Raw genomic sequence first — 17905 nt, forward strand, 5'->3', positions numbered from 1 at the left:
TCCAACCATCCCCGGGGCGGACTGATCGCCCGCGCCGTGAAGGGAATGAAGATGTGGAACGCTGAGGACGTGGCGCGGGACTCGGTCCGGCGCCACGGTGAGCGTCTGAATGCTGCTCAGGTTGAGCAGCGGGTCGTGGAAGCGGCTGTCCGTGAGCGGGAGACTCGGAGGCAAGTGCGCCAGGGTGGATACTCGTCGGAGTTCGCGTCGGATCCTGAGCGGCTGGCTGCTATCTGGGCCGCTAAGCATGTGGAGTGGCGCCGCGTCAGGGACCTGATGCTGCGGTCCGGGTGGGACGTCTATGAGCCAGAGCAGGATGCCCATGGCTCGGAGTGGGCGCGGGAGCGCGATTCCCGGCGCCAGGCCGCGTTGGACGCGCACGCGGGGTTCGCGGCACGGCGGCGGGAAGCAGCGGATGAGCTGCGTACCGAGTTGTGGCTGACCGCCGGGTCCAGCCGACTCATCCGGGCCGCTGCCGCCCGGGCTGGCGTCCGGCCGGCCGAGGCCCTCGCGCAGCTCACCGAGCGAATCGTGGTGCACGAGGACGGTACGGTTTCCGTACCACCGTTCACACCGACTCGGTGAATTCCCGAAACGGTAGAAATCTTGGGTGGAGGAGTTTTCGTAATGCCGGTTATCAACCTTCGGGAACACCAGGTAGACCAGAAGTCAGCGTTCCGAAAGTGGGTTGGATTCCCTGCAAGATCGCCTGTGTCTGCTCGGGGGGCGCGGGGCACCATCGTGTCCGCAACCGGCTCGGGTAAGACGATCACGGCCGCCGCGTGCGCGCTGGAGTGCTTCCCGGACGGCCGGATCCTCGTCACCGTCCCGACCCTGGATCTCCTTGTGCAGACCGCCCAGGCGTGGCGCCTGGTGGGTCACCGGGCCCCGATGGTGGCGGTGTGCTCGTTGGAGAACGACCCGGTGCTGAACGAGCTCGGGGTGCGCACCACCACCAACCCCATCCAGCTCGCCCTGTGGGCCGCGACGGGACCGGTCGTCGTGTTCGCCACGTACGCCTCCCTGGTGGACCGCGAGGACATCGACGCCCCCGAGGGTCAGCGGAAGGTCCGCGGGCCGCTGGAGGCCGCTCTGGCAGGCGGGGACCGGCTGTACGGGCAGCAGCTGGCGGGCTTCGACCTCGCGATCGTGGACGAGGCGCACGGGACGGCCGGGGACCTGGGGCGGCCGTGGGCCGCGATCCACGACAACCAGCGGATCCCCGCCGACTTCCGGCTCTACCTGACCGCGACCCCGCGGATCCTGGCGGCGCCCCAGCCGCGCAGGGGCGCCGGCGGCCAGGAGCTTGAGATCGCCTCGATGGGCCAGGACTCGGAGACCTACGGACCGTGGCTGGCCGAGCTCGGTCTCTCGGAAGCGATCGAGCGCGCGATCCTCGCCCCGTTCGAGATCGACGTGCTGGAAATCCGCGACCCCTCCCCCGTCTACGGGGAATCGGACGAGGCCCTGCGGGGCCGACGCATGGCGCTCCTGCAGACCGCGCTCCTCGAGCACGCCGCGAGGTGGAACCTGCGCACCGTGATGACGTTCCACCAGCGGGTAGAGGAGGCCATGGCGTTCGCGGAGAAGCTGCCGGAGACCGCGGCCGAGCTGTACGTCAACGATGTCTCCGACGAGGACCTGGCGAAGGCGGAGGCCCTGCCGGCGTCGTCGATCGACGCGGAGTTCTACGAGCTGGAGGCCGGCCGGCACGTCCCACCGGACCGGGTCTGGTCGGCGTGGCTGTGCGGCGACCACCTCGTCTCCGAGCGGCGCGAGGTCCTGCGGCAGTTCGCCAACGGCATCGACGCGAACAACCGGCGCGTGCACCGGGCGTTCCTCGCCTCGGTGCGGGTCCTCGGGGAGGGCGTAGACATCACCGGCGAGCGCGGTGTCGAGGCGATCTGCTTCGCCGACACCCGCGGCTCCCAGGTCGAGATCGTCCAGAACATCGGCCGGGCCCTGCGGCCCAACCGGGACGGCAGCACGAAGATCGCCCGCATCATCGTGCCGGTCTTCCTCCAGCCCGGCGAGGACCCGACCGACATGGTGGCCAGCGCCTCGTTCCGCCCTCTCGTAGCCGTCCTCCAGGGCCTGCGCTCGCATGATGAGCGCCTGGTCGAGCAGCTCGCCTCGCGTGCCCTCACCAGCGGCAAGCGCAAGGTGCACGTCCGGCGCGACGAAGAGGGGCGCATCGTCGGGACTGACGGCGAGAGCGGCGGCGAGGCCCAGGAGCAGGACGGCACCGACGCCGCCGCCGAATCGGCCCTGCTGCATTTCTCCACCCCCCGGGACGCGGCGACGATCGCGGCCTTCCTGCGCACCCGGGTCTACCGGCCGGAATCGCTGGTCTGGCTGGAGGGCTACCAAGCCCGACAGCGCTGGCGTCAAGAAAATGGCATCACCGGCCCTTACGCCATCCCCTACGACACCGAAGTGGACCTCGGCGTCACCGTCTTCCCCCTGGGCAGATGGGAGCACCAACAGCGACGCGCATACCGCGCCGGCGAACTCGACGAACACCGCTACGAACTCCTGGACGACGCCGGGATGGTCTGGGAACCCGGCGAGGAAGCATGGGAGAAGAAACGCGCCGTACTACGCTCCTACCGACGCGCCCACGGCCACCTCGCACCCCGCCAGGACGCGGTATGGACCGACCCCGCCGACGGAACCGAAGTGCCCATCGGGCAGCACATGGCCAACCTGCGGCGCAAGGGCGCGAAGAACGGCCTGGGCAAGGACCCGAAGCGGGCCGCCGTCCGCGCGGCGCAGCTGACGGAGATCGACCCTGACTGGGCCTGCCCCTGGCCGCTGGACTGGCAGCGGCACTACCGCGTCCTGGCGGACCTGGTCGACGCCGACGGCCACCTGCCCGACATCGCACCCGGCGTGCTCATGGACGGCGACGACCTCGGCAAATGGCTCCAGCAGCAAAAGCAGCCGGCCACCTGGGCACAGCTCCTGCCCGAACAGCAGAAACGGCTGACCCTGCTGGGCATCAAACCGCTCGAGGAACCGTCTCCCGCCCCGGCGGCCAGGCGTACAGCAAAGGGACCGAGCAAGGCGCAGCAGGCGTTCCAACGGGGCCTGGCCGCCCTCGCCCAGTGGGTGGAGCGCGAAGGCCCCGATCGCCCGGTGCCGCGCGGCCACATCGAAGAGATCACGGTCGACGGCCAGGACGAGCCAGTCGCCGTGAAGCTGGGCGTGTGGGTCTCGAACACCAAGAGCCGGCGGGACAAGCTCACCCAGGAACAGCGGAACGCCCTCGCCGCGCTGGGCATGAAATGGGCGGGCGCGGTACCGGCCGTCGAGGCTGCCCCAGAGCCGCCCGCTCCGCAGTCCGCGCCGTCGACGGCCCCGACGAAGCGGTCGGTGCGGGAGCACCACGAAGAGTGCGACAAGGAGCTGTACGAGGGCGGGAACTGCACCTGCTGGTCCATCAAGCGGTTCGGGCCGCCCTCCGAGCGGGAGGGCTACGGGGACGACTTCTGACCGCTCCTCCGCCGCCGTGAGACCCCGGGCCCGCCGAACAGGGCCCGGGGTCTCGCATGTCACGGCACCGGCGGGCTGCTACCGGCGGCGCGGGATGGTGACCCGAACCTCCGCCAGGACGACGCCGGTCACCGGGTCGCGGTGCACCGGGACATACAGGCCCCAGTCGGCGTCACCGGCCGTGAGCCAGTCCCCGGCCCACGGGGCATCGGTGGTCTCCAACACGCGACCGGCGAGCGGGCCACCCAGGAGTCGGACGATCACAGCGGTACCTCCATCCGGCGGGACTCTCCCGCCCCATCTCTTGGTGGCCCTCAGCATCGGCAGGACAACATCGGGTCGCTGGCGACTTCCGTCCCCGCTCCGGCGCCGGGCTGACGGCGAAGCGCGGCTGCCCCAGCCGGCTGAGCGCGTCCCGGCCCCCCGGCCGCGGCCGCGCCGCCTATCCCGCCCGTCTCTCTCCAGCCAAGGGGCATTGGCAGAGCAGCCGCACCAGGGATGTCAGCAAGTCGACCAAGGCAAAGCGCATGGTGACCTGCGCGGACGGAGACGGTTCTGCGGGCCGCGCAATACCTAGTGCCATCCTTGGCCACCTTCGTGCTCCTGGTCGACCGGGGCGACCGGTCACGCGGCCCGGACGGCTCCGTGGGCGCGGGCGAGGTGGCGCAGCTCGGACCGTGCCGCCGGCACCGAGGGGACGGTCTCCCAGTAGGGGTGCCACCACAGCTGTACGGACAGGAGCAGCAGGCGGCGGCGCGAAGCGGTGGTGTCGCGGGGCCCGGCATGGTCGGGCCTACGGCCGCCCCTCGCCACGGCGGTCCGGCCGGTCTGGGGCGGCACCCGGACGGGTGATTTTCCTTCGCGCACGCGGGCGCAGCCCTATCGACGCGCGGTTAACTTGCCTATTTCCAGGAGGTATTGACAGCTTTTCGTGTGTTCTGTCATGTTCTGTCCCGCCGCTTCCGGCGAACGAGCGAGAGGTGATCTCATGCGACGAACCGAGTACGACGCGAGCCAGGCCGCCAAGCGACTCAAGGTCCCCGCAGCCGCCTTCCGGTGGGCCCGGCACACCGGCCTCATCCCCGACCCGGACGCGTCGTCCTACCAGTGGTCCCGGGCCGCTGTGGAGGCACTGGACGCCGACGCCATCCGGGCCTCGATGCCGTCCCCGCCGATCGGCGGCGGCGCGGCGGCGGACCGGATCGCCGACGCGCTCGGCACACCGAACCCGACGGCGTACGGCGAGAAGGCGAACGTCACGGCCTTCGTGGTGCGGCGGTTCGTCGACCGCGGCCTCCTGGTCGACTTGAGCACGAATCCGGACGGGTCCCTGCACCACCCCGGTCAGGTCACGGAGGTCTGCCGCCGCGAGGACCTGGCGGACCTGGTCGCCGCCGACACCCCGCTCGGACCCGAGCAAGCCGCCGCCCGCTCCGAGTACGGCGTGCCGACTTCGACCACATGGTCCGGCTCGGCTGGATCCGCTCACCGCAGTCCATCGAGGTCCGCTTCGGCACGAGCCGGGCCGGGGCCGTCGACGTCGCGCTCTACACCACGGCGTCCGTCGACGCGATCGTCCCCGCCCACCCCGAGGTCGACTGGGAGCAGCTGCGCGCGGTGGAGAAAGGCCGGCGCTCCCCGCTCGCGGCGCTGCGCCCGGCACCGGCACCCGCCTGAGCGCCCCCCGCGCCGGAACAGCACTACGAGGGTGCTCTCCCGCCCGCCGCGTCCCAGCCGTCCAGAAAGGCGGCCAGGGCGCGGCGTTGTTCTTCCTCGCGGGTGATCTGCCGGGCGAGGATGTCACGGTCGACGTACGGGTCGACGGCGGCGAGGACCAGGCGCCGGAGTTCGGCCGGCTCCAGCGCCTCCACCTCCCACTGCACCGGGCGGCGGGGGTCGAAGCCGTAGCGGCGGGCGAAGGCCGGCCACCTCGGATCACCGCGCTTGCCCTCGGTCGCGGGCAGCCCGTAGGCGCGCACCTGCTCGTAGGTCAGCAGCACCCGCTCGGTGTGGCTCCAGCAGCCCGTGCGCGCCACCCAGTCCCGTTCGATGTCCTCGCCGGAGCAGTCGAAGTCGCCGACCACCAGGAGCACGGCGGCGCGCGGGTCGGCGGTGACGCGGTCGTGGACGACGTCGGCGTACGACTGCGAGCCGAAGCCGCGGACCACCAGGACCGGGATACCCGCGTCGGCGAGCCAGCCGGTCAGCTGCTGGCGCAGGGTGTCCTTCTCCGCCGCGACGTACAGGGCGTGCTCCTGGCCCTCGGTGCGGTCGAGGCGGAACCAGTCGGGCATCTCCGCGAGGAACGCGTCCGCGCCCGTCCAGGCCGGCAGGACGTGGACTTCCCGGACGGTGTCGATCAAGTCGGGGAACCGGCCCTCCCGGCGGGCCTTGGCCAGCTGCGCGGACAACCGGCGGTACATCGGCGCCGTGTGCGGCAGCGTCCCCTCGGAGGCCAGGCGGTACATGACCTGGCGCAACGTGACCTTCATTGGTGCGTACCCGTTCACGATCTCCCGCGCCCGGTCCACCACGGCCGGCCACCGCACCCGCTCACGCGCCATACCGGTACTTGTACCCTTCCTCCCGACCGGACGGCGAGAGGGGCCCGGGGGTGTCCGGGCCGGAGCCGAGGCGTTGAGCAGGCATGGACCTTCATGCTCTCGGCCGTGTCGGCACACTGCTGCACCGCGCCCACGCCTCGCTCAACGCCACGGACGCCGTCCAGGAGCCGGGCCCTGACGGCGCGCACGAAGCAGCAGGCGGCGCACTCGGAGAGGCGCGCGAGCTGATCGGGCAGGCCCGCGACCACGTCCTGGTCGTCTACGCCCTCGCACCTGCCCGGATCGGTCTGCCGCAGGACCGGCCGGCGCGCCTCACCGACGCGTACACGGCGCTGGCAGGCGCGGCGGACGAACTCGGGGTGACCACCGACGCCTGGCCGCCCGGTCCCACCGCGAGGGTGGGGGATGCGTGCCGGGACATGAGCAAGGCCGTGATGCTCCTGGCACCCGCCCTCGGCCCCAAGAGCACGGCCGGGGCCGATCCTCACACACCGGTGCGGCTGGCCACCCACCTGATGCTGTTCGCCGAATCGGCCGCCGCCGAGCCCGCGCCCCACTCCGTCCCCTGGAGCTGACTACCCGCCCGCTCGCCGACAGCCTCGGTCTGCCCGGGCGTCCGCGCGGCCGCCGGCTGGAGCGATCTCTCCCCTTGGCTATCGCGCGCGGGGAAGAGGAGTCGCCGCCGTCGGTGGGCTTGCCCAGGGGAGCTGGTCTGCGAGAACACCCGGTGTCCGCTCTGGGCATCCCCCACCTCCGATCACACCTTCGGCCCCCGCTGGGAGGCCCTCCTCCAGCCACTGTGGAGCCTGCCTTCGCTTGGTGAGCGGGCCACCGGACGGGAAGCGGCGGAACCTGTGGGGCCGAGGCGTGGCTGGTCGACGGCGGCTGACGAGGGTCTCGCGGCCCTGCCAGCCTCGAGGTAGGTGACCAGCGCGACGTCCCCGACCCCCGACATAGAATCGAACGCGTGAACGAGAAAATGTCGGATCTGTACCCCCCGGACCTTGACCGCCTCCGGGTGCTGCAGACCTACCTGCGCTATCAGCTCGCGGAGGTGGACGTCAGGATCCGGAAACTGGAACAGCGCCGCGCGGCGCCGAGCAGCGCAGCCGACCGGACGCCTGCCGGCCATGAGCTGAAGTGGTGGCGGTTCGTCCTAGGCCGGCCCGGCACCGGCGGCGGCGTGCTGCACCGCGGGGACTGCCCGCAGGCCAGCGGCAGTGGCTCCCTGCTGTCCACCAAGGAGGCGCGCCTGATTCTCGTGGAAGAGGGAGTCCGGCCATGCCCGCGGTGCCAACCGCACCTGCGGCTACAGCAGGCGGAAGCGACGGGCTCGTAGACCTCTCGGCCGCGACGACGGGCAGTCCGGCCTGGATGAGGGCGGCGTCCCTCGTCGCGGGCGACGGTATCCAGGAGCCTGTGAACGGCGAGCGGCTGCTGCTGGCAGGAGGACGTCGGCGAGGGGCCGCGCAGGCGGCCTGCACTCGGCGCGGCCGGTGACTCAGCGCACGGTGTGCAGGCTCTCCCGCAGATAGTCGTGCACCGCCTCTTCCGGCACCCTGAAAGAGCGCCCTACGCGGAGGGCCGGGAGGTACCCGCCGTGTACCAGCCTGTACACGGTCATCTTCGACACGCGCATGATGGAGGCGACTTCCGCGACGGTCAGCAGCTGCCCCTTGTACCCCGGCAACAACGGTCCGGGCCCGGGCCGGTCCTCCGGATCGCGCTGCCCCGTGCCAGGCTCGGGTTGGGCCGCAGGGGAACCGTCGGGGCGGGGCGGCTGCGCGGTGACCGGTGCGCTGTGGAAGGCAGGGGTGACCCGTGCCAGGGCGTCGGCGAGCTGGTGGAGGAAGCCCGGACGGGCAGGGCGGGGGGCCTCCCGGAAAGCCGGAGTGGTGCGCGCCAGGGCGGCGCACAGCTGAGAGCCGAAGGAGTCAGGCCGCACCAGACCCTCCTTGTGTGGAAGCGTTGGCCGCGGGCGGGCTGGGGGCTGGTTGTGGCAGGGGTTCCACTGCCTGGTGGGCCAAGCCCTGCCGGAGGAACTGCTCAACGATCTTCGGAGCGGCGATCCCGACCGCGAGGGCACCGAGCGGGCCGGCGACTTGCGCCGACGCGCCGAAGGCGGCCGCGAGGCCACCGCCCAGCACGACCCGGATGACCACGGAGGCCAGGTAGGCGGCGAAGACGACTTCGCCCTCCATGCGCCAGGGGAAGTCCTTGACCCGGTGGATCGCGCGGTACAGGACTAGCCCCTCCACCGCAGCCGCGCCGGACAACCCCCATAAGGCCGCCACCCACCACAGCACCAGACCACTCCCCTCCCGTACGGGCCGAGCCGGTATCCGACCGAGAATGCCGTACCTCTCCGAACACCGCGAGAGGGGCAGCGGCCATATCTCTCCAGGAGCCACCGGGATCGGGACAGCTGAACACCACGGCCGGACCCCGGGAGCACCAATCCCGGCCCGCCGCCATCAGGCCGCTGACTGCGACTCCGGGACCCTGGCCCGGGCGCGGTCGAACGTGCTGCTGGCGGGGGCGTGCCGGGATACGAGCGCGGGGCGCAGGCGGCCCATCCGGTCGGTAACCGCGCGACCCGACCGGCAGTCGCTACAGTCCACCCTTATGACTGTTTTGCCCGAATCGCGGCCGGATCCGACCGTCGTGCCCGGCACCATGGACCTCGCCAAGACACTGAAGACCCTCGGCGGGACACCGCGTCACTACCTCCCCGACGGAGCGAACGAGACCCTCTCGAAAGCCGCCCTGGCCACCGCGATCTACGCCCGCGCCACCAAGATCGCCAACAAAGCCAAGGCCGACCTCATCGCCGACGGCGCGACGATGCAGTTGCCCGCGCTCAACCGCCTGCATGTCCAAGCCGTCGAAGAGGGCGACGACCGCCCCGAAGCCCTCGCACTCGTCTGGTACGGACGCGCCTCCGACATCGCCGTCGACCTCCGCACCATCCGTGACCAGCTCCCCGACACCGACCCCCTCATCAAAGCCGCCGCCGACACCGCCCGCGCCCTGATGATCCTCCTCGAAGCCCGCCTCAACCTCTCCCCCGACCACCTCGGCCGCCTCACCACCACCGTCGGCGAAGCCGAAGAAATGCTCACCAGCGCCCGCTCCCACACCAGCCGCATCCCCAACTGGCTCCGCACCTACTTCCGCTAACCCGGCAACGCGACCCCGAGGACCCCTGGAGTACGCCCCCAGGGGCCGGACGTCGGACGGGCGGCACGAGGAAGGGCACTCGCCGGGCGGCCAGATATCGGTGCGCGGTCTCCCGCCCAGCACCGAGCGGTGACTCTGGACAATCCCCCGCCGGGGGAAGCTTGCCCAGAGTCGCCTTCGGCTTACAGGTCAGGTCCGCCGACGGAACAGGCCGCGGCGGGGCTTGCCCGGCTCCTGGCCGCGGTCCTCCTCCGGCACCGGGCGCAAGGCTGCCTGCTCGCGGACGGCTTCGGCGGCGGCTTCCTCCCGGGCGACATCGTCGGCGTGGCACGTCCCGCACACGGACAGGTCGCCGGCCTTCCACGCACCGCTCCGCGCGGTGGTCTCCTCCCAGCGCTGGTCGGTGAACTTCGCCCCGCACCGCGAGCACACCGGCCGTCGCGCTTCCCGTTCCGCGACCCGGCGCCGCTTCTCCTCCGCGTCGGCGCGGGCGACCTGGCGGCGGTAGAGGACGTCGCCGTCGGGGTTGTCGAGCGCGGCCGTCAGCGTCTGCTCGCCTCTCCGTCCCAGCCGCCGCCACACCGCCGCACCTGCGCCGTGCTCCTTCAGCTGCTCCAGGGTCGTGACGATGACGGGCACCGCCTGGCCGTAGTCCCGGGCGGTGATCCCGTCGTGATAGGTCTCGTACCGGCGCGGCGCCCAGTAACGGCGACCGGCTTCTTCCAGCACGGCGACGGTGTTGGCAACCTTCGCGGCGGTGGTGTCGGCGAACACGAAGGCGAGCGGCACCAGGCCCTCGCGGCCGGTCGGCGGGTAGACCCGGCGCCACAGCCGCTTCTCGTGGTCGACGTTCTCGATCGCGTCCGGCCGGGACCGGACCAGGCGCACCGTCTTCTCGTCCGCGTCCGGCGACAGCAGCCGGCCCCACTCCCAGTACCGGCGCAGCTTGTTTACGAGGTCGTGGGCGTCCTCGGTGCGGCGGTCGATCTCCATCAGCATCACCGGCACCCCGGCCGCCGGCGCCCGCACCATCAGGTCCGCCCGCTGGACGTAGCCGTTGCCGAGCCGGTGCGGGATCTCGGTGGCGAAGCCGAGCCGGTGGCCGATCCCGGCGCGGTGCAGTTCGGCGGCCGTCGAGGTGACCGCCGCGGCGTGGTCGTCGTAGCCGGTCCCCAGCAGCTCCCCCGTGACCAGGTCGTACTCTTCCTTGCGCAGCGCGGAGATCCGTATGCCCTTCGGCTCCAGCAGCTTCTTCGCCTCGCGGTGTCCTCGGGCGGTGAGCACCCAGACCTGTCGCTGGTCGTCCTGGACCGACTCGATCCTCACCAGGTGGTGGTCCTCCAGATCCAGGAGGTTGTCCCGCGTGAGCCGGTCGTGCCGGTTCTCCGGGCGAGTCAGCTTCCACAGCTGATCGGGCGTCGCCCGCTGAAAGATCCCCAGCGCTTGCAGCAGTTCCCTGCGTCGAGGTTCGGTCGAAGTCCTCCTGTGCTGAGGACTCCTTTGAACATGAGGGTTGTCGGACCTGCGGCGCCCCCCTGACCGCCGGGCCTGACCTGCGGAAACGTCCAGTTCCCGGGAAGGGGGCGCGGAGGGGGCGATGGAGGGGTCTGCGGAGGGGTCGGGAACATCGGCGGCAGGCGGCTCGGCGGGGTTGTCCGCGGAGGATGGGCGGAGCTGCTCGGGCGGGTTGATGGCGGTCATCGGATCCTCGGTTCTCCGGCCGGCGGCCGGTTCGATCAGCTGGACCGGCCCGCACGCCGTGACGCACGGACCGGCGGCCACCGTGACGAGGCACCCCTTGACCAACGTCTGGTCCAAGTCGCTACCCCAGCCCCAACACCGCCCCGCTACACCCCCTTTCACCCCTTGCACGGCCGATTTGTCCGTGACCAGCAACACAACCCACCACAGGCCGCCATCGGATGAAACCGGAAGGTAGAGAACTCTCCCTTCCCGAGCACTTCCCCTGTCCCCAGGCGCGGCCCCGCCGGGCTCGGATTTGAGGCCGCCGGGATCAGCGCGGCGCCCGCCCACCCGGAGCTGCCATGCCCCAGACCGAGGACGTCGCCGACATCCACCACCAGCTGGAGGCCGTCGGCGTGGGCCAGGCCCTCGATGCGCACCCCGCACCGGCCGGTGCGCACCCGGTGCGCCTGCCCCCTCATGTAGTGCGGCGGGCGAGCGTATGCGGTGCGCACCGGGCGGTGCGGTGCGCGGGTGTGCCCGGTGCGCAGTACAGCCAGCGCGCATCGCGGTGCATACGATGCGGCGCATCCCCGGCCGCACCGGATCACGCATCGTGACGATGCGGCGCACCGCCTCCCGGAACCGGGTGCGCACCGCACCACGGCGCGCATCGTGAACGCATACCCGGACATACAGGCCCTCTAGCGGGCGCTGTCAAGGGGAAACGCGCGTACCGCAGGACCTGGTCAAGGGGTACGGCACCGCGCGGACAAGGGGTTGGTCAAGGGGGCGGCCAGCCGCCGAGCGCACCGCGCCGCCTCACTCTTCGTGACCTCGTGCCGCATCGGTGCGGACGATGCGGCGCACTCGGTGCGGTGCACCCGATGCACACCCGGGCGGGACGCGGGGTGCGGTGCACCGCCGGTGCGCATCGCGGTGCACTCGATGCACCGCACCGCCCGCACCGAGTGCGCGCCGGACACCACGGCCGTGCACTGGATGCCGCGGCCCGGGCGGAGAGCGGTGGTGAAGGCCGTCATCATGGGATCTTGGGTGCGCGCGTGGGCGCGGTCATCTCTCGTGGGGAGAACATGAAACTGACGCCCGGCCAGCAGGCGAGCGGGCTCGAATCGTTGGCCGATCGGGCCGTCGTCGCGGCGTGCGCGCTCGCCGATGCCGCCGCCCCGGAGAGCTGGAGCGCGGGCGCGGTGGAGGACGCGGCCGCCGCCCTGGAGGTGCTCGCCGGCGCCCTCGCGCAGCTCGACCCGGAGTGCGCGGAGATCCTGTCCGTCGTGCCCGTCGCCGCGGCCGCCGTCCTGGAGCGCGTCGAGCACGCCCGGAACGGCGACGGCCCGCAGGACGACGGCCGGGGCTCCGCCGGGACGAGCACGGCGCTGCGCCAGGCGCTGACCGGGCACGGCATCGCCCGGCATCGCGTCCACCAGCTCGGAGCGGCGCTGGTCACCGTGACCCTCGACCCGGCCGACGCGCAGGCCCTGGCCGCGCTGCTCGTACAACGCAATGAGGTCCCGGACCAGGCACGGAACGCCGAAGAAGGGTGGGGTGAAGGGCCGGCCGAGACTGCGGCCGCCGCCCTGGCCGAGGTGCTCGTCGTCCACGGACCCAGCGCGTACGCGCGCGTCCTCGCCTCCGGACAGGTCAGCGCGGGGCTCACGCCCGGCGCTGCGCGCAGCGTCGTCGCCGCGCTCGGCCGCCGCCCCTCCGCCAGCGCGCGCACCGGCCGGCGCCGCGGCCTCGGGCCCGGATACAAGGGGCTCACCGGCTGAAGGCGACCGGCCGCCCGGCGGAAAAGGTCTGTTCGGATACGCGGAGTACCGGCATGATCACTGATATGGGGAAGTGTGCTTGGGATGTCGTCACGGACCGGCTGATATGGGTCGAGGACGGGGTAGCGGGGCTGCCGGGCGGCCTCGCGGACGACCGCTACGCCTGCCTGGGTTGCTGGGAACCCGTGATGCTCAAGGGATACAAGCCGGACGCGAAGGTCTCGCCGTACTTCGCGCACAAGGACGGCGCCGACTGCGCCAACCCTGAGCGGGAGCAGCAGGTCGATGCGGAGATCGAGGTGGTTATCCAGCTCCGTGACTGGGTCCGCGCGATCCCGGGGTTCACCGGCACGGTCGACATCGTCGGCGAGGAGAAGGGCGGGCCGTCGGGACTGCAGCCGGTCGTCATCGCGCGCTGCGGTGACACCACCATCGCCATCGAACGACCGCAAGGCCCTCTGCCCGGCCCCGACGTAGTGCGTCGCCGCGTCCGGGCCGTCCGTGAACATCACGGTGTCGAGCGGCACGTGTGGTTCCTGAAGAAGGACCGAGACCAGTTCGGCAAGCTCGGCACCCACACTGTGCGGCTCGGCGGTAAGGACACCGCCCACGACACTCTGGCACCCAACGAACAGCAGCAGGCCATCATCAGCGCCGGCGGACACGTGTACTGGCTCGACGGCAAACTCGTCCTCGTCCCCTACGGCATCCACCCCTTCCAGCACACCGCCAGAGCCAGGGAAGACTGGACCAACTGGCCACGATGGCCCCGGCGGCGCGACCCGCGGGACGACTGGCGGATCAGCAAGCCCGCGCCTTCACCGGACGCCGACTACTGGGGTCTGGTGCCGATACCGCTGGCCTCGATGACCAGGACCCGGGCCGTCTTCCACCCCGCCCAGGCGCACCAGGTCATGGACGAGCTCTACAACGGCCAGGAGGGCCGGTACCGCTGGCGCAGGAAGAACGCCCGGGAGCTGTACTTCGCCCGCCACACGTCCGCTTCCCCATCCATCGGCACGGAGGCCGCCGACGCCGGACGGCTCACAGAACCGACGCCACCGGAGCAGCAGGACACCGTCCAGGGTCCGCCCGCGGCGTCCGTCCCGATGGAAGGTCAGGTGCCGGACGCGCCCAGCGACCGGCACGACTCCCCTGTGGCGTCTGCGGCACCCCCGGCCCGTACAGAGCCCGCTCCGACGCCCGAACCGGCCTCGTCCCCATCCGCTCCTCCGAGCGCGTCGCCGACCGCGCCCCCGCCGCCGGCCGTACCGGCCCTTCCGCCGTACCCACCGCCCGCACCACCTGCGCCGCTCCCCGAACAACGCCCGCATGGGCTGCGCGGCGTGCTGCGTCACCTGTTCGGCGGCCGGTAAGAGAGCCTCTCGCGAGCTGGGAGCACTGGTTGGCAGGGTGGCCGAAGCAACCTCTGGGTTCCGCTCTCGGCCTATGAGCCCTGATGGAGCTGGATGGCCTCTCGGCACCACGGGGGGAGACGGAGGCGCGGCAACACGGTGGTGGGGAAGAAGTGCAGCATGATGCCTTCGGTGAGCGGGAGTGCGTGGGCGTCGCCGTCCCACTGTCCGGTGTAGATGGCGATGGGGCCTTTGCCGAGATGGTCGGCGTTCTTCTGGTCGACGGTGGTGAAGGCCGTGAGCGGGATGGTCAGGCCGGTCTCTTCCTGGAGCTCGCGGGCGATGGCCGCGTCGAGTGCCTCGTCGGGGTCGGGTCGGCCGCCGACGGGGGCCCAGTATCCGGGCCAGCAGATGCCGGGGATGTCGTCGCGAAGGTGGAGCAGGTACTCGCCCCGCCGGTTGGTGATCAGTGCGGAGACCCCGGTGCGGAGGGCGGCGGCCTGTGCCGGGGGCTGGGTGTCGGTCATTTCTTCCCCTTTCCGGTGTCATCGTCCCGTCGTGGTGGCGGGGACGGGAGCGTGACACGGGCCGGCGGCCGTGCCTCGTGGGCACGGCCGCCGGTGGGGGTGCTGCGAGTCAGGCGGCTGCGGCTTCGCGGCCGCGGCGGGTGCGCCGGTGGAAGATCTCGTTGAAGGTCGTGCTGGCACCGTCGGGGTCGATGTAGTGCATGGCGAGCAGGGCGGCGATGACGGCGCCGACGAGGTCGTTCTGGACCTCCGTCCAGCCGTGGTCGTCGCCGCAGGTGGTCAGGCCCTTCAGGCCGTGCAGGGCGTGCATGGCCTCGCCGGCTTCCTCGGCGACCTTGCCGACCTGGAGGCTGGTCAGCTCGGCTTCGGGCAGGTGCTCACCGGCCTTGCGGCAGACGGCGGAGAGCTTGGTGATGTTGTCCCACAGGTTGTCCATGACGGTCCTCCCGATCACATGGTCCGGCCCTGCGGCGGGGGCCGGCGGAACTAGGGGTGGGTGGCGGGTCGGCCGAGTTGGCGTACGGTCCAGCCGGCGGCGCGCCAGGTGTCGGCGTCGACGAGGTTGCGCAGGTCGACCAGGACGGGCCGGGCGACGAGGGCAGCAAGGTGCTGGGGGTCGGCGTCGCGGAAGTGCGTCCATTCGGTGGCCAGCACGACGAGCTCGGTGTCCTTGACGGAGGTCTCCAGGTCCGGGTCGTACTCGAGGTGGGGGTGGCGGGCGAGGGCGGCGGGCACCGCGTGGGGGTCGTGGACGGTGACAACGGCGCCACGCTGGTGCATGAGGGTGGCCAGGGCGAGGGCCGGGGATTCGCGGACGTCGGCGGTGCCGGCCTTGAACGACGCGCCCCACACCGTGACCCGCTTCCCGGCGACGGGCCGGCCGAGGGTCTCCTCGATGAGCCTCAGGGCGGCTGCGGGCCTCGATTCGTTGAGGTGCTCGGCGGCGCGCAGGAGGGCTGCGGCGTCGAGGGCGCCGAGGGATTCTGCGGAGGCAGTGAAGGCGCGGACGTCCTTGGGCAGGCAGCCGCCGCCGTAGCCGGGGCCGGCGTTCAGGCCGCCGCGGCCGATGCGCGGGTCGAGGCCGATGGCTTCGGTGAGCTGGGTGATGTCGGCTCCGGCGGCGGCGCACATGTCGGCGACACCGTTGATGAAGGAGATCTTCATGCCGAGGTAGGCGTTGGCGGCGCCCTTGATGAGCTCGGCGGTGGCCGGGTCCGTGACGTACAGCGGGACCCCGTTGTCCAACAGCGGGGCGTAGACCTGGCGGACGACGTCCTCGGCGTGCTGCGAGGAGACGCCGACGACGATGCGGTCGGGACGCAGGGTGTCCTCGATGGCGTGGCCCTCGCGCAGGAACTCGGGGTTCCAGACGACCTCGGCGTCGCTGCCCGCGGGGGCGATGCGGGCGACGAGGGCGGCGAGGGTGCGGGTGGTGCCGACGGTGACGGTGGACTTGCCGAGGATGACGCAGGGCCGCCGCAGGTGCGGGGCGAGGGCCCGGGCGGCGCCGAAGACCTGGCCGGTGTCGTAGCTGCGGCCGTCGGCGTCGATGGGGGTGCCGACGGCGAGGAAGTGCGCGTCGGCGAAGGCGGCCGCCTCGGCGATGTCGGTGGTGAAGCGCAGGCGGCCCGATGCGGTGTGGGTGGCCAGGAGCTCGGGCAGACCGTCCTCGTAGAGGGGGCAGTGACCGGCGTTGAGGCGGTCGATCTTGATGTGGTCGAGGTCCACGCCGAGGACTTCGTGGCCGATCTCGGCCATCGCGGCGGCGTGCGGGATGCCCAGGTGGCCGCAGCCGATGACGGATACGCGCATGGTGCCGGCGTTCCTTTCCCTTGGTCTGGCCTGCCCGGCGGTCCCGGGCCGGTCGCGGGGCGCCACGCTAGCGCTCGCGTCCGGCCGGGAGCGGTCGGTGCAGGTAGGTCAGTTGGTGTTCTTCGCGAGGAGGTTGACGAGCTCGGGCAAGCCCTCCTCGGCGCTCTTGCGGCACACCAGGTCGCCGTCCTGCGGCCCTTCCAGCGGGTAGGGCAGGAACCGGCCGCCGTGCCAGAAGCCCTCCGGGTCGAGGAAGACGACCTTCATGCCGCGCTCGCGGGCGCGGGCCTGGACCTTGCGGCGGTCGGCGTGCAGCCCGACGACCAGCAGCGCCTTCGCATCCTCGGCCCATGCCACGTCCGGGACGGCCTGGTCGTAGCGGCGCATGAAGCACTCCCCCAACCCCGCCCGCGCGGCGAGCACGTCGAAGTTGTGTGTGATGACCGGGCCGGCCAGGTGCCCGGCGTCCTGGAGGTCCTTCAGGGCGTGCAGCGCCGGTGTCGGCTCGGCCAGGAAGCACGCCTTGAACATCTCGACGAACTCCGCGGTCTTCTCCTCCGGTCGCTCGAGGACTTCGCGCAGCAGCGGGTCGGCGGCCGGGGAGAGGGTGAAGCGGTGCTCGCGCGGCTCGTCGTCCTGCCGGTCGGTGACCCGGTAGATCTCGTGCAGCCGGTGCAGCGGCGGGATGCCGGCCTCCACCGAGGTACCGCAGCCGATCTCCACCTGGAACGGCAGGAAGTCCGCCAGCACTCCCAAGTCCTCGACCGTGGTCGGCGTACCGGGCCGGTCCTTGACGCGGATCCCCGAGGCGAGGACGTCCCAGGGCAGTTGCCGTACGGCAGGCGGCGGCGTGTAGCCGGCGGAGGTGATGCGCACGTCCAAGCTCCGGTAGCCCGCGGGCAGGATGCGGCGCGCTGCGGCGTCCTGGGGGTGGACGAGGTGCGCGGTGATCCGGCACCGCAGGTCGCGGCGCGCCCACATCGTGTGCCCCGGCTGTTGTTTCCAGCCGCCGGCCGCGAGCGCCTCGTGGACGCCGTCCTCGTGGGCGGCGATCTCGGCGGCGGGGGCGGTCGCCGAGTGGTAGAGGTAGAGGTCCTGCAGGGCGATCGCGGGCGCGGCGGGGGTCGGCACCAGGCCGTACCGGTAGCGGTAGTGGATCACCCGGCGTCGGGCGTCGTCCTCGCCGCTCCAGCCGGAAGGGCCTGCCGTGGCCTTCTCCTGGGTACGGCGCCAGATCCCTTCCTCGATGTAGCGCGGGCGGTCGGCGTCGCCGAAGTAGGTTTTCCACTTTCGCAGTTGGTCGGGGGTGAGTTGGTCCACGACGGTGTACGGGATGTCCACGGAGTCCTCCCCTGCTGCCCACGGCCGCTCGCGGCCAGGGCAGGGCTATCGATGGTCACGCCCGCCGGGGTTCACCCGTTGGGGCGGCGTGCCTTGTTCGTGCCGGGAGTGTGCGCGGCGCCGGATGAGCGGAGGCAGGGGGCGCGTGCGCGGCGCTT

General features: G+C 71.9%; 19 protein-coding genes. 8 read left to right on the forward strand and 11 right to left on the reverse strand.

Features of this window, described 5'->3' with window-relative positions; translation table 11 throughout:
* Both ACZ6X9_RS32505 and ACZ6X9_RS32510 read left to right on the forward strand, forming a co-directional pair.
* Nucleotides 1-585: hypothetical protein (locus ACZ6X9_RS32505; RefSeq protein ID WP_469781631.1), on the forward strand; the 585-nt coding region annotated here is incomplete at its 5' end.
* A gap of 42 nt (nt 586-627) precedes the next feature.
* Nucleotides 628-3495, forward strand: a complete 2868-nt coding sequence (locus ACZ6X9_RS32510) for a helicase associated domain-containing protein (protein WP_469781632.1) — start codon at nt 628-630, stop codon at nt 3493-3495.
* A 78-nt stretch (nt 3496-3573) separates the two neighbouring features.
* On the opposite strand, the gene ACZ6X9_RS32515 is transcribed toward ACZ6X9_RS32510, so the two are convergent.
* From ACZ6X9_RS32515 to ACZ6X9_RS32525, 3 genes are all read right to left on the reverse strand, one after another.
* Nucleotides 3574-3759, reverse strand: coding sequence for a hypothetical protein (locus tag ACZ6X9_RS32515; protein ID WP_469781633.1), 186 nt, complete (start codon nt 3757-3759; stop codon nt 3574-3576).
* A 360-nt stretch (nt 3760-4119) separates the two neighbouring features.
* Nucleotides 4120-4335, reverse strand: coding sequence for a hypothetical protein (locus ACZ6X9_RS32520; RefSeq protein ID WP_469781634.1), 216 nt, complete (start codon nt 4333-4335; stop codon nt 4120-4122).
* Nucleotides 4336-4596: 261 nt separating this feature from the next.
* On the reverse strand, nt 4597-4755 hold the full coding sequence (locus ACZ6X9_RS32525; protein WP_469781635.1) for a hypothetical protein: 159 nt from the start codon (nt 4753-4755) through the stop codon (nt 4597-4599).
* Between the two features lie 201 nt (nt 4756-4956).
* On the opposite strand from ACZ6X9_RS32525, the gene ACZ6X9_RS32530 reads away from it, so the two are divergent.
* The gene (locus tag ACZ6X9_RS32530; protein WP_469781636.1) at nt 4957-5172 is read left to right on the forward strand and encodes a hypothetical protein; all 216 of its coding nucleotides are present in this window, start codon (nt 4957-4959) and stop codon (nt 5170-5172) included.
* A 23-nt stretch (nt 5173-5195) separates the two neighbouring features.
* Here ACZ6X9_RS32530 and ACZ6X9_RS32535 read toward each other — a convergent pair whose 3' ends face one another.
* Nucleotides 5196-6059 (reverse strand): hypothetical protein, encoded by an 864-nt coding sequence (locus tag ACZ6X9_RS32535; RefSeq protein ID WP_469781637.1) that lies wholly within the window; start codon nt 6057-6059, stop codon nt 5196-5198.
* A gap of 83 nt (nt 6060-6142) precedes the next feature.
* Here ACZ6X9_RS32535 and ACZ6X9_RS32540 point away from each other — a divergent pair, with 83 nt between their 5' ends.
* Entirely contained in the window at nt 6143-6634 is a 492-nt protein-coding gene (locus ACZ6X9_RS32540) for a hypothetical protein (protein WP_469781638.1), read from the forward strand.
* Nucleotides 6635-7026: 392 nt separating this feature from the next.
* Complete coding sequence (locus ACZ6X9_RS32545; protein WP_469781639.1) at nt 7027-7398, forward strand: DUF6233 domain-containing protein; 372 nt, start codon at nt 7027-7029, stop codon at nt 7396-7398.
* A gap of 162 nt (nt 7399-7560) precedes the next feature.
* On the opposite strand, the gene ACZ6X9_RS32550 is transcribed toward ACZ6X9_RS32545, so the two are convergent.
* Together ACZ6X9_RS32550 and ACZ6X9_RS32555 are read right to left on the reverse strand one after the other, a co-directional pair.
* Nucleotides 7561-7752: a helix-turn-helix domain-containing protein gene (locus tag ACZ6X9_RS32550; RefSeq protein ID WP_469781727.1), complete on the reverse strand. Its 192-nt coding sequence runs from the start codon at nt 7750-7752 to the stop codon at nt 7561-7563.
* Between the two features lie 241 nt (nt 7753-7993).
* Entirely contained in the window at nt 7994-8317 is a 324-nt protein-coding gene (locus tag ACZ6X9_RS32555; protein ID WP_469781640.1) for a hypothetical protein, read from the reverse strand.
* 367 nt (nt 8318-8684) lie between these two features.
* Here ACZ6X9_RS32555 and ACZ6X9_RS32560 point away from each other — a divergent pair, with 367 nt between their 5' ends.
* A complete protein-coding gene (locus ACZ6X9_RS32560) occupies nt 8685-9239 on the forward strand; it encodes a hypothetical protein (RefSeq protein WP_469781641.1) in 555 nt (184 codons plus the stop codon).
* Nucleotides 9240-9428: 189 nt separating this feature from the next.
* Here the strand turns inward: ACZ6X9_RS32560 and ACZ6X9_RS32565 are convergent, their stop codons facing one another.
* Nucleotides 9429-10691, reverse strand: a complete 1263-nt coding sequence (locus ACZ6X9_RS32565) for a replication-relaxation family protein (RefSeq protein ID WP_469781728.1) — start codon at nt 10689-10691, stop codon at nt 9429-9431.
* Nucleotides 10692-12016: 1325 nt separating this feature from the next.
* Here ACZ6X9_RS32565 and ACZ6X9_RS32570 point away from each other — a divergent pair.
* On the forward strand, nt 12017-12712 hold the full coding sequence (locus ACZ6X9_RS32570) for a hypothetical protein (RefSeq protein ID WP_469781642.1): 696 nt from the start codon (nt 12017-12019) through the stop codon (nt 12710-12712).
* 65 nt (nt 12713-12777) lie between these two features.
* The gene (locus tag ACZ6X9_RS32575) at nt 12778-14088 is read left to right on the forward strand and encodes a hypothetical protein (protein WP_469781643.1); all 1311 of its coding nucleotides are present in this window, start codon (nt 12778-12780) and stop codon (nt 14086-14088) included.
* A gap of 71 nt (nt 14089-14159) precedes the next feature.
* On the opposite strand, the gene ACZ6X9_RS32580 is transcribed toward ACZ6X9_RS32575, so the two are convergent.
* From ACZ6X9_RS32580 to ACZ6X9_RS32595, 4 genes are all read right to left on the reverse strand, one after another.
* The gene (locus tag ACZ6X9_RS32580) at nt 14160-14594 is read right to left on the reverse strand and encodes an NUDIX domain-containing protein (protein ID WP_469781644.1); all 435 of its coding nucleotides are present in this window, start codon (nt 14592-14594) and stop codon (nt 14160-14162) included.
* Nucleotides 14595-14703: 109 nt separating this feature from the next.
* A complete protein-coding gene (locus tag ACZ6X9_RS32585) occupies nt 14704-15030 on the reverse strand; it encodes a MazG-like family protein (protein WP_469781645.1) in 327 nt (108 codons plus the stop codon).
* Between the two features lie 50 nt (nt 15031-15080).
* The gene (locus tag ACZ6X9_RS32590; RefSeq protein WP_469781646.1) at nt 15081-16406 is read right to left on the reverse strand and encodes a UDP-glucose dehydrogenase family protein; all 1326 of its coding nucleotides are present in this window, start codon (nt 16404-16406) and stop codon (nt 15081-15083) included.
* Between the two features lie 108 nt (nt 16407-16514).
* Nucleotides 16515-17747 (reverse strand): SIR2 family protein, encoded by a 1233-nt coding sequence (locus ACZ6X9_RS32595; protein WP_469781647.1) that lies wholly within the window; start codon nt 17745-17747, stop codon nt 16515-16517.
* Nucleotides 17748-17905 lie beyond the last annotated feature (158 nt).

The organism is Streptomyces sp. NPDC052910 (assembly GCF_055585605.1).

What these genes read in the sequence shown, in the direction of transcription:
- ACZ6X9_RS32535 (WP_469781637.1), bottom strand. Translation starts at nt 6,059, where the DNA reads ATGGCGCGTGAGCGGGTGCGGTGGCCGGCCGTGGTGGACCGGGCGCGG.
- ACZ6X9_RS32540 (WP_469781638.1), top strand. Translation starts at nt 6,143, where the DNA reads ATGGACCTTCATGCTCTCGGCCGTGTCGGCACACTGCTGCACCGCGCC.
- ACZ6X9_RS32590 (WP_469781646.1), bottom strand. Translation starts at nt 16,406, where the DNA reads ATGCGCGTATCCGTCATCGGCTGCGGCCACCTGGGCATCCCGCACGCC.
- ACZ6X9_RS32530 (WP_469781636.1), top strand. Translation starts at nt 4,957, where the DNA reads ATGGTCCGGCTCGGCTGGATCCGCTCACCGCAGTCCATCGAGGTCCGC.
- ACZ6X9_RS32585 (WP_469781645.1), bottom strand. Translation starts at nt 15,030, where the DNA reads ATGGACAACCTGTGGGACAACATCACCAAGCTCTCCGCCGTCTGCCGC.
- ACZ6X9_RS32560 (WP_469781641.1), top strand. Translation starts at nt 8,685, where the DNA reads ATGACTGTTTTGCCCGAATCGCGGCCGGATCCGACCGTCGTGCCCGGC.
- ACZ6X9_RS32580 (WP_469781644.1), bottom strand. Translation starts at nt 14,594, where the DNA reads ATGACCGACACCCAGCCCCCGGCACAGGCCGCCGCCCTCCGCACCGGG.
- ACZ6X9_RS32570 (WP_469781642.1), top strand. Translation starts at nt 12,017, where the DNA reads ATGAAACTGACGCCCGGCCAGCAGGCGAGCGGGCTCGAATCGTTGGCC.
- ACZ6X9_RS32575 (WP_469781643.1), top strand. Translation starts at nt 12,778, where the DNA reads ATGGGGAAGTGTGCTTGGGATGTCGTCACGGACCGGCTGATATGGGTC.
- ACZ6X9_RS32510 (WP_469781632.1), top strand. Translation starts at nt 628, where the DNA reads ATGCCGGTTATCAACCTTCGGGAACACCAGGTAGACCAGAAGTCAGCG.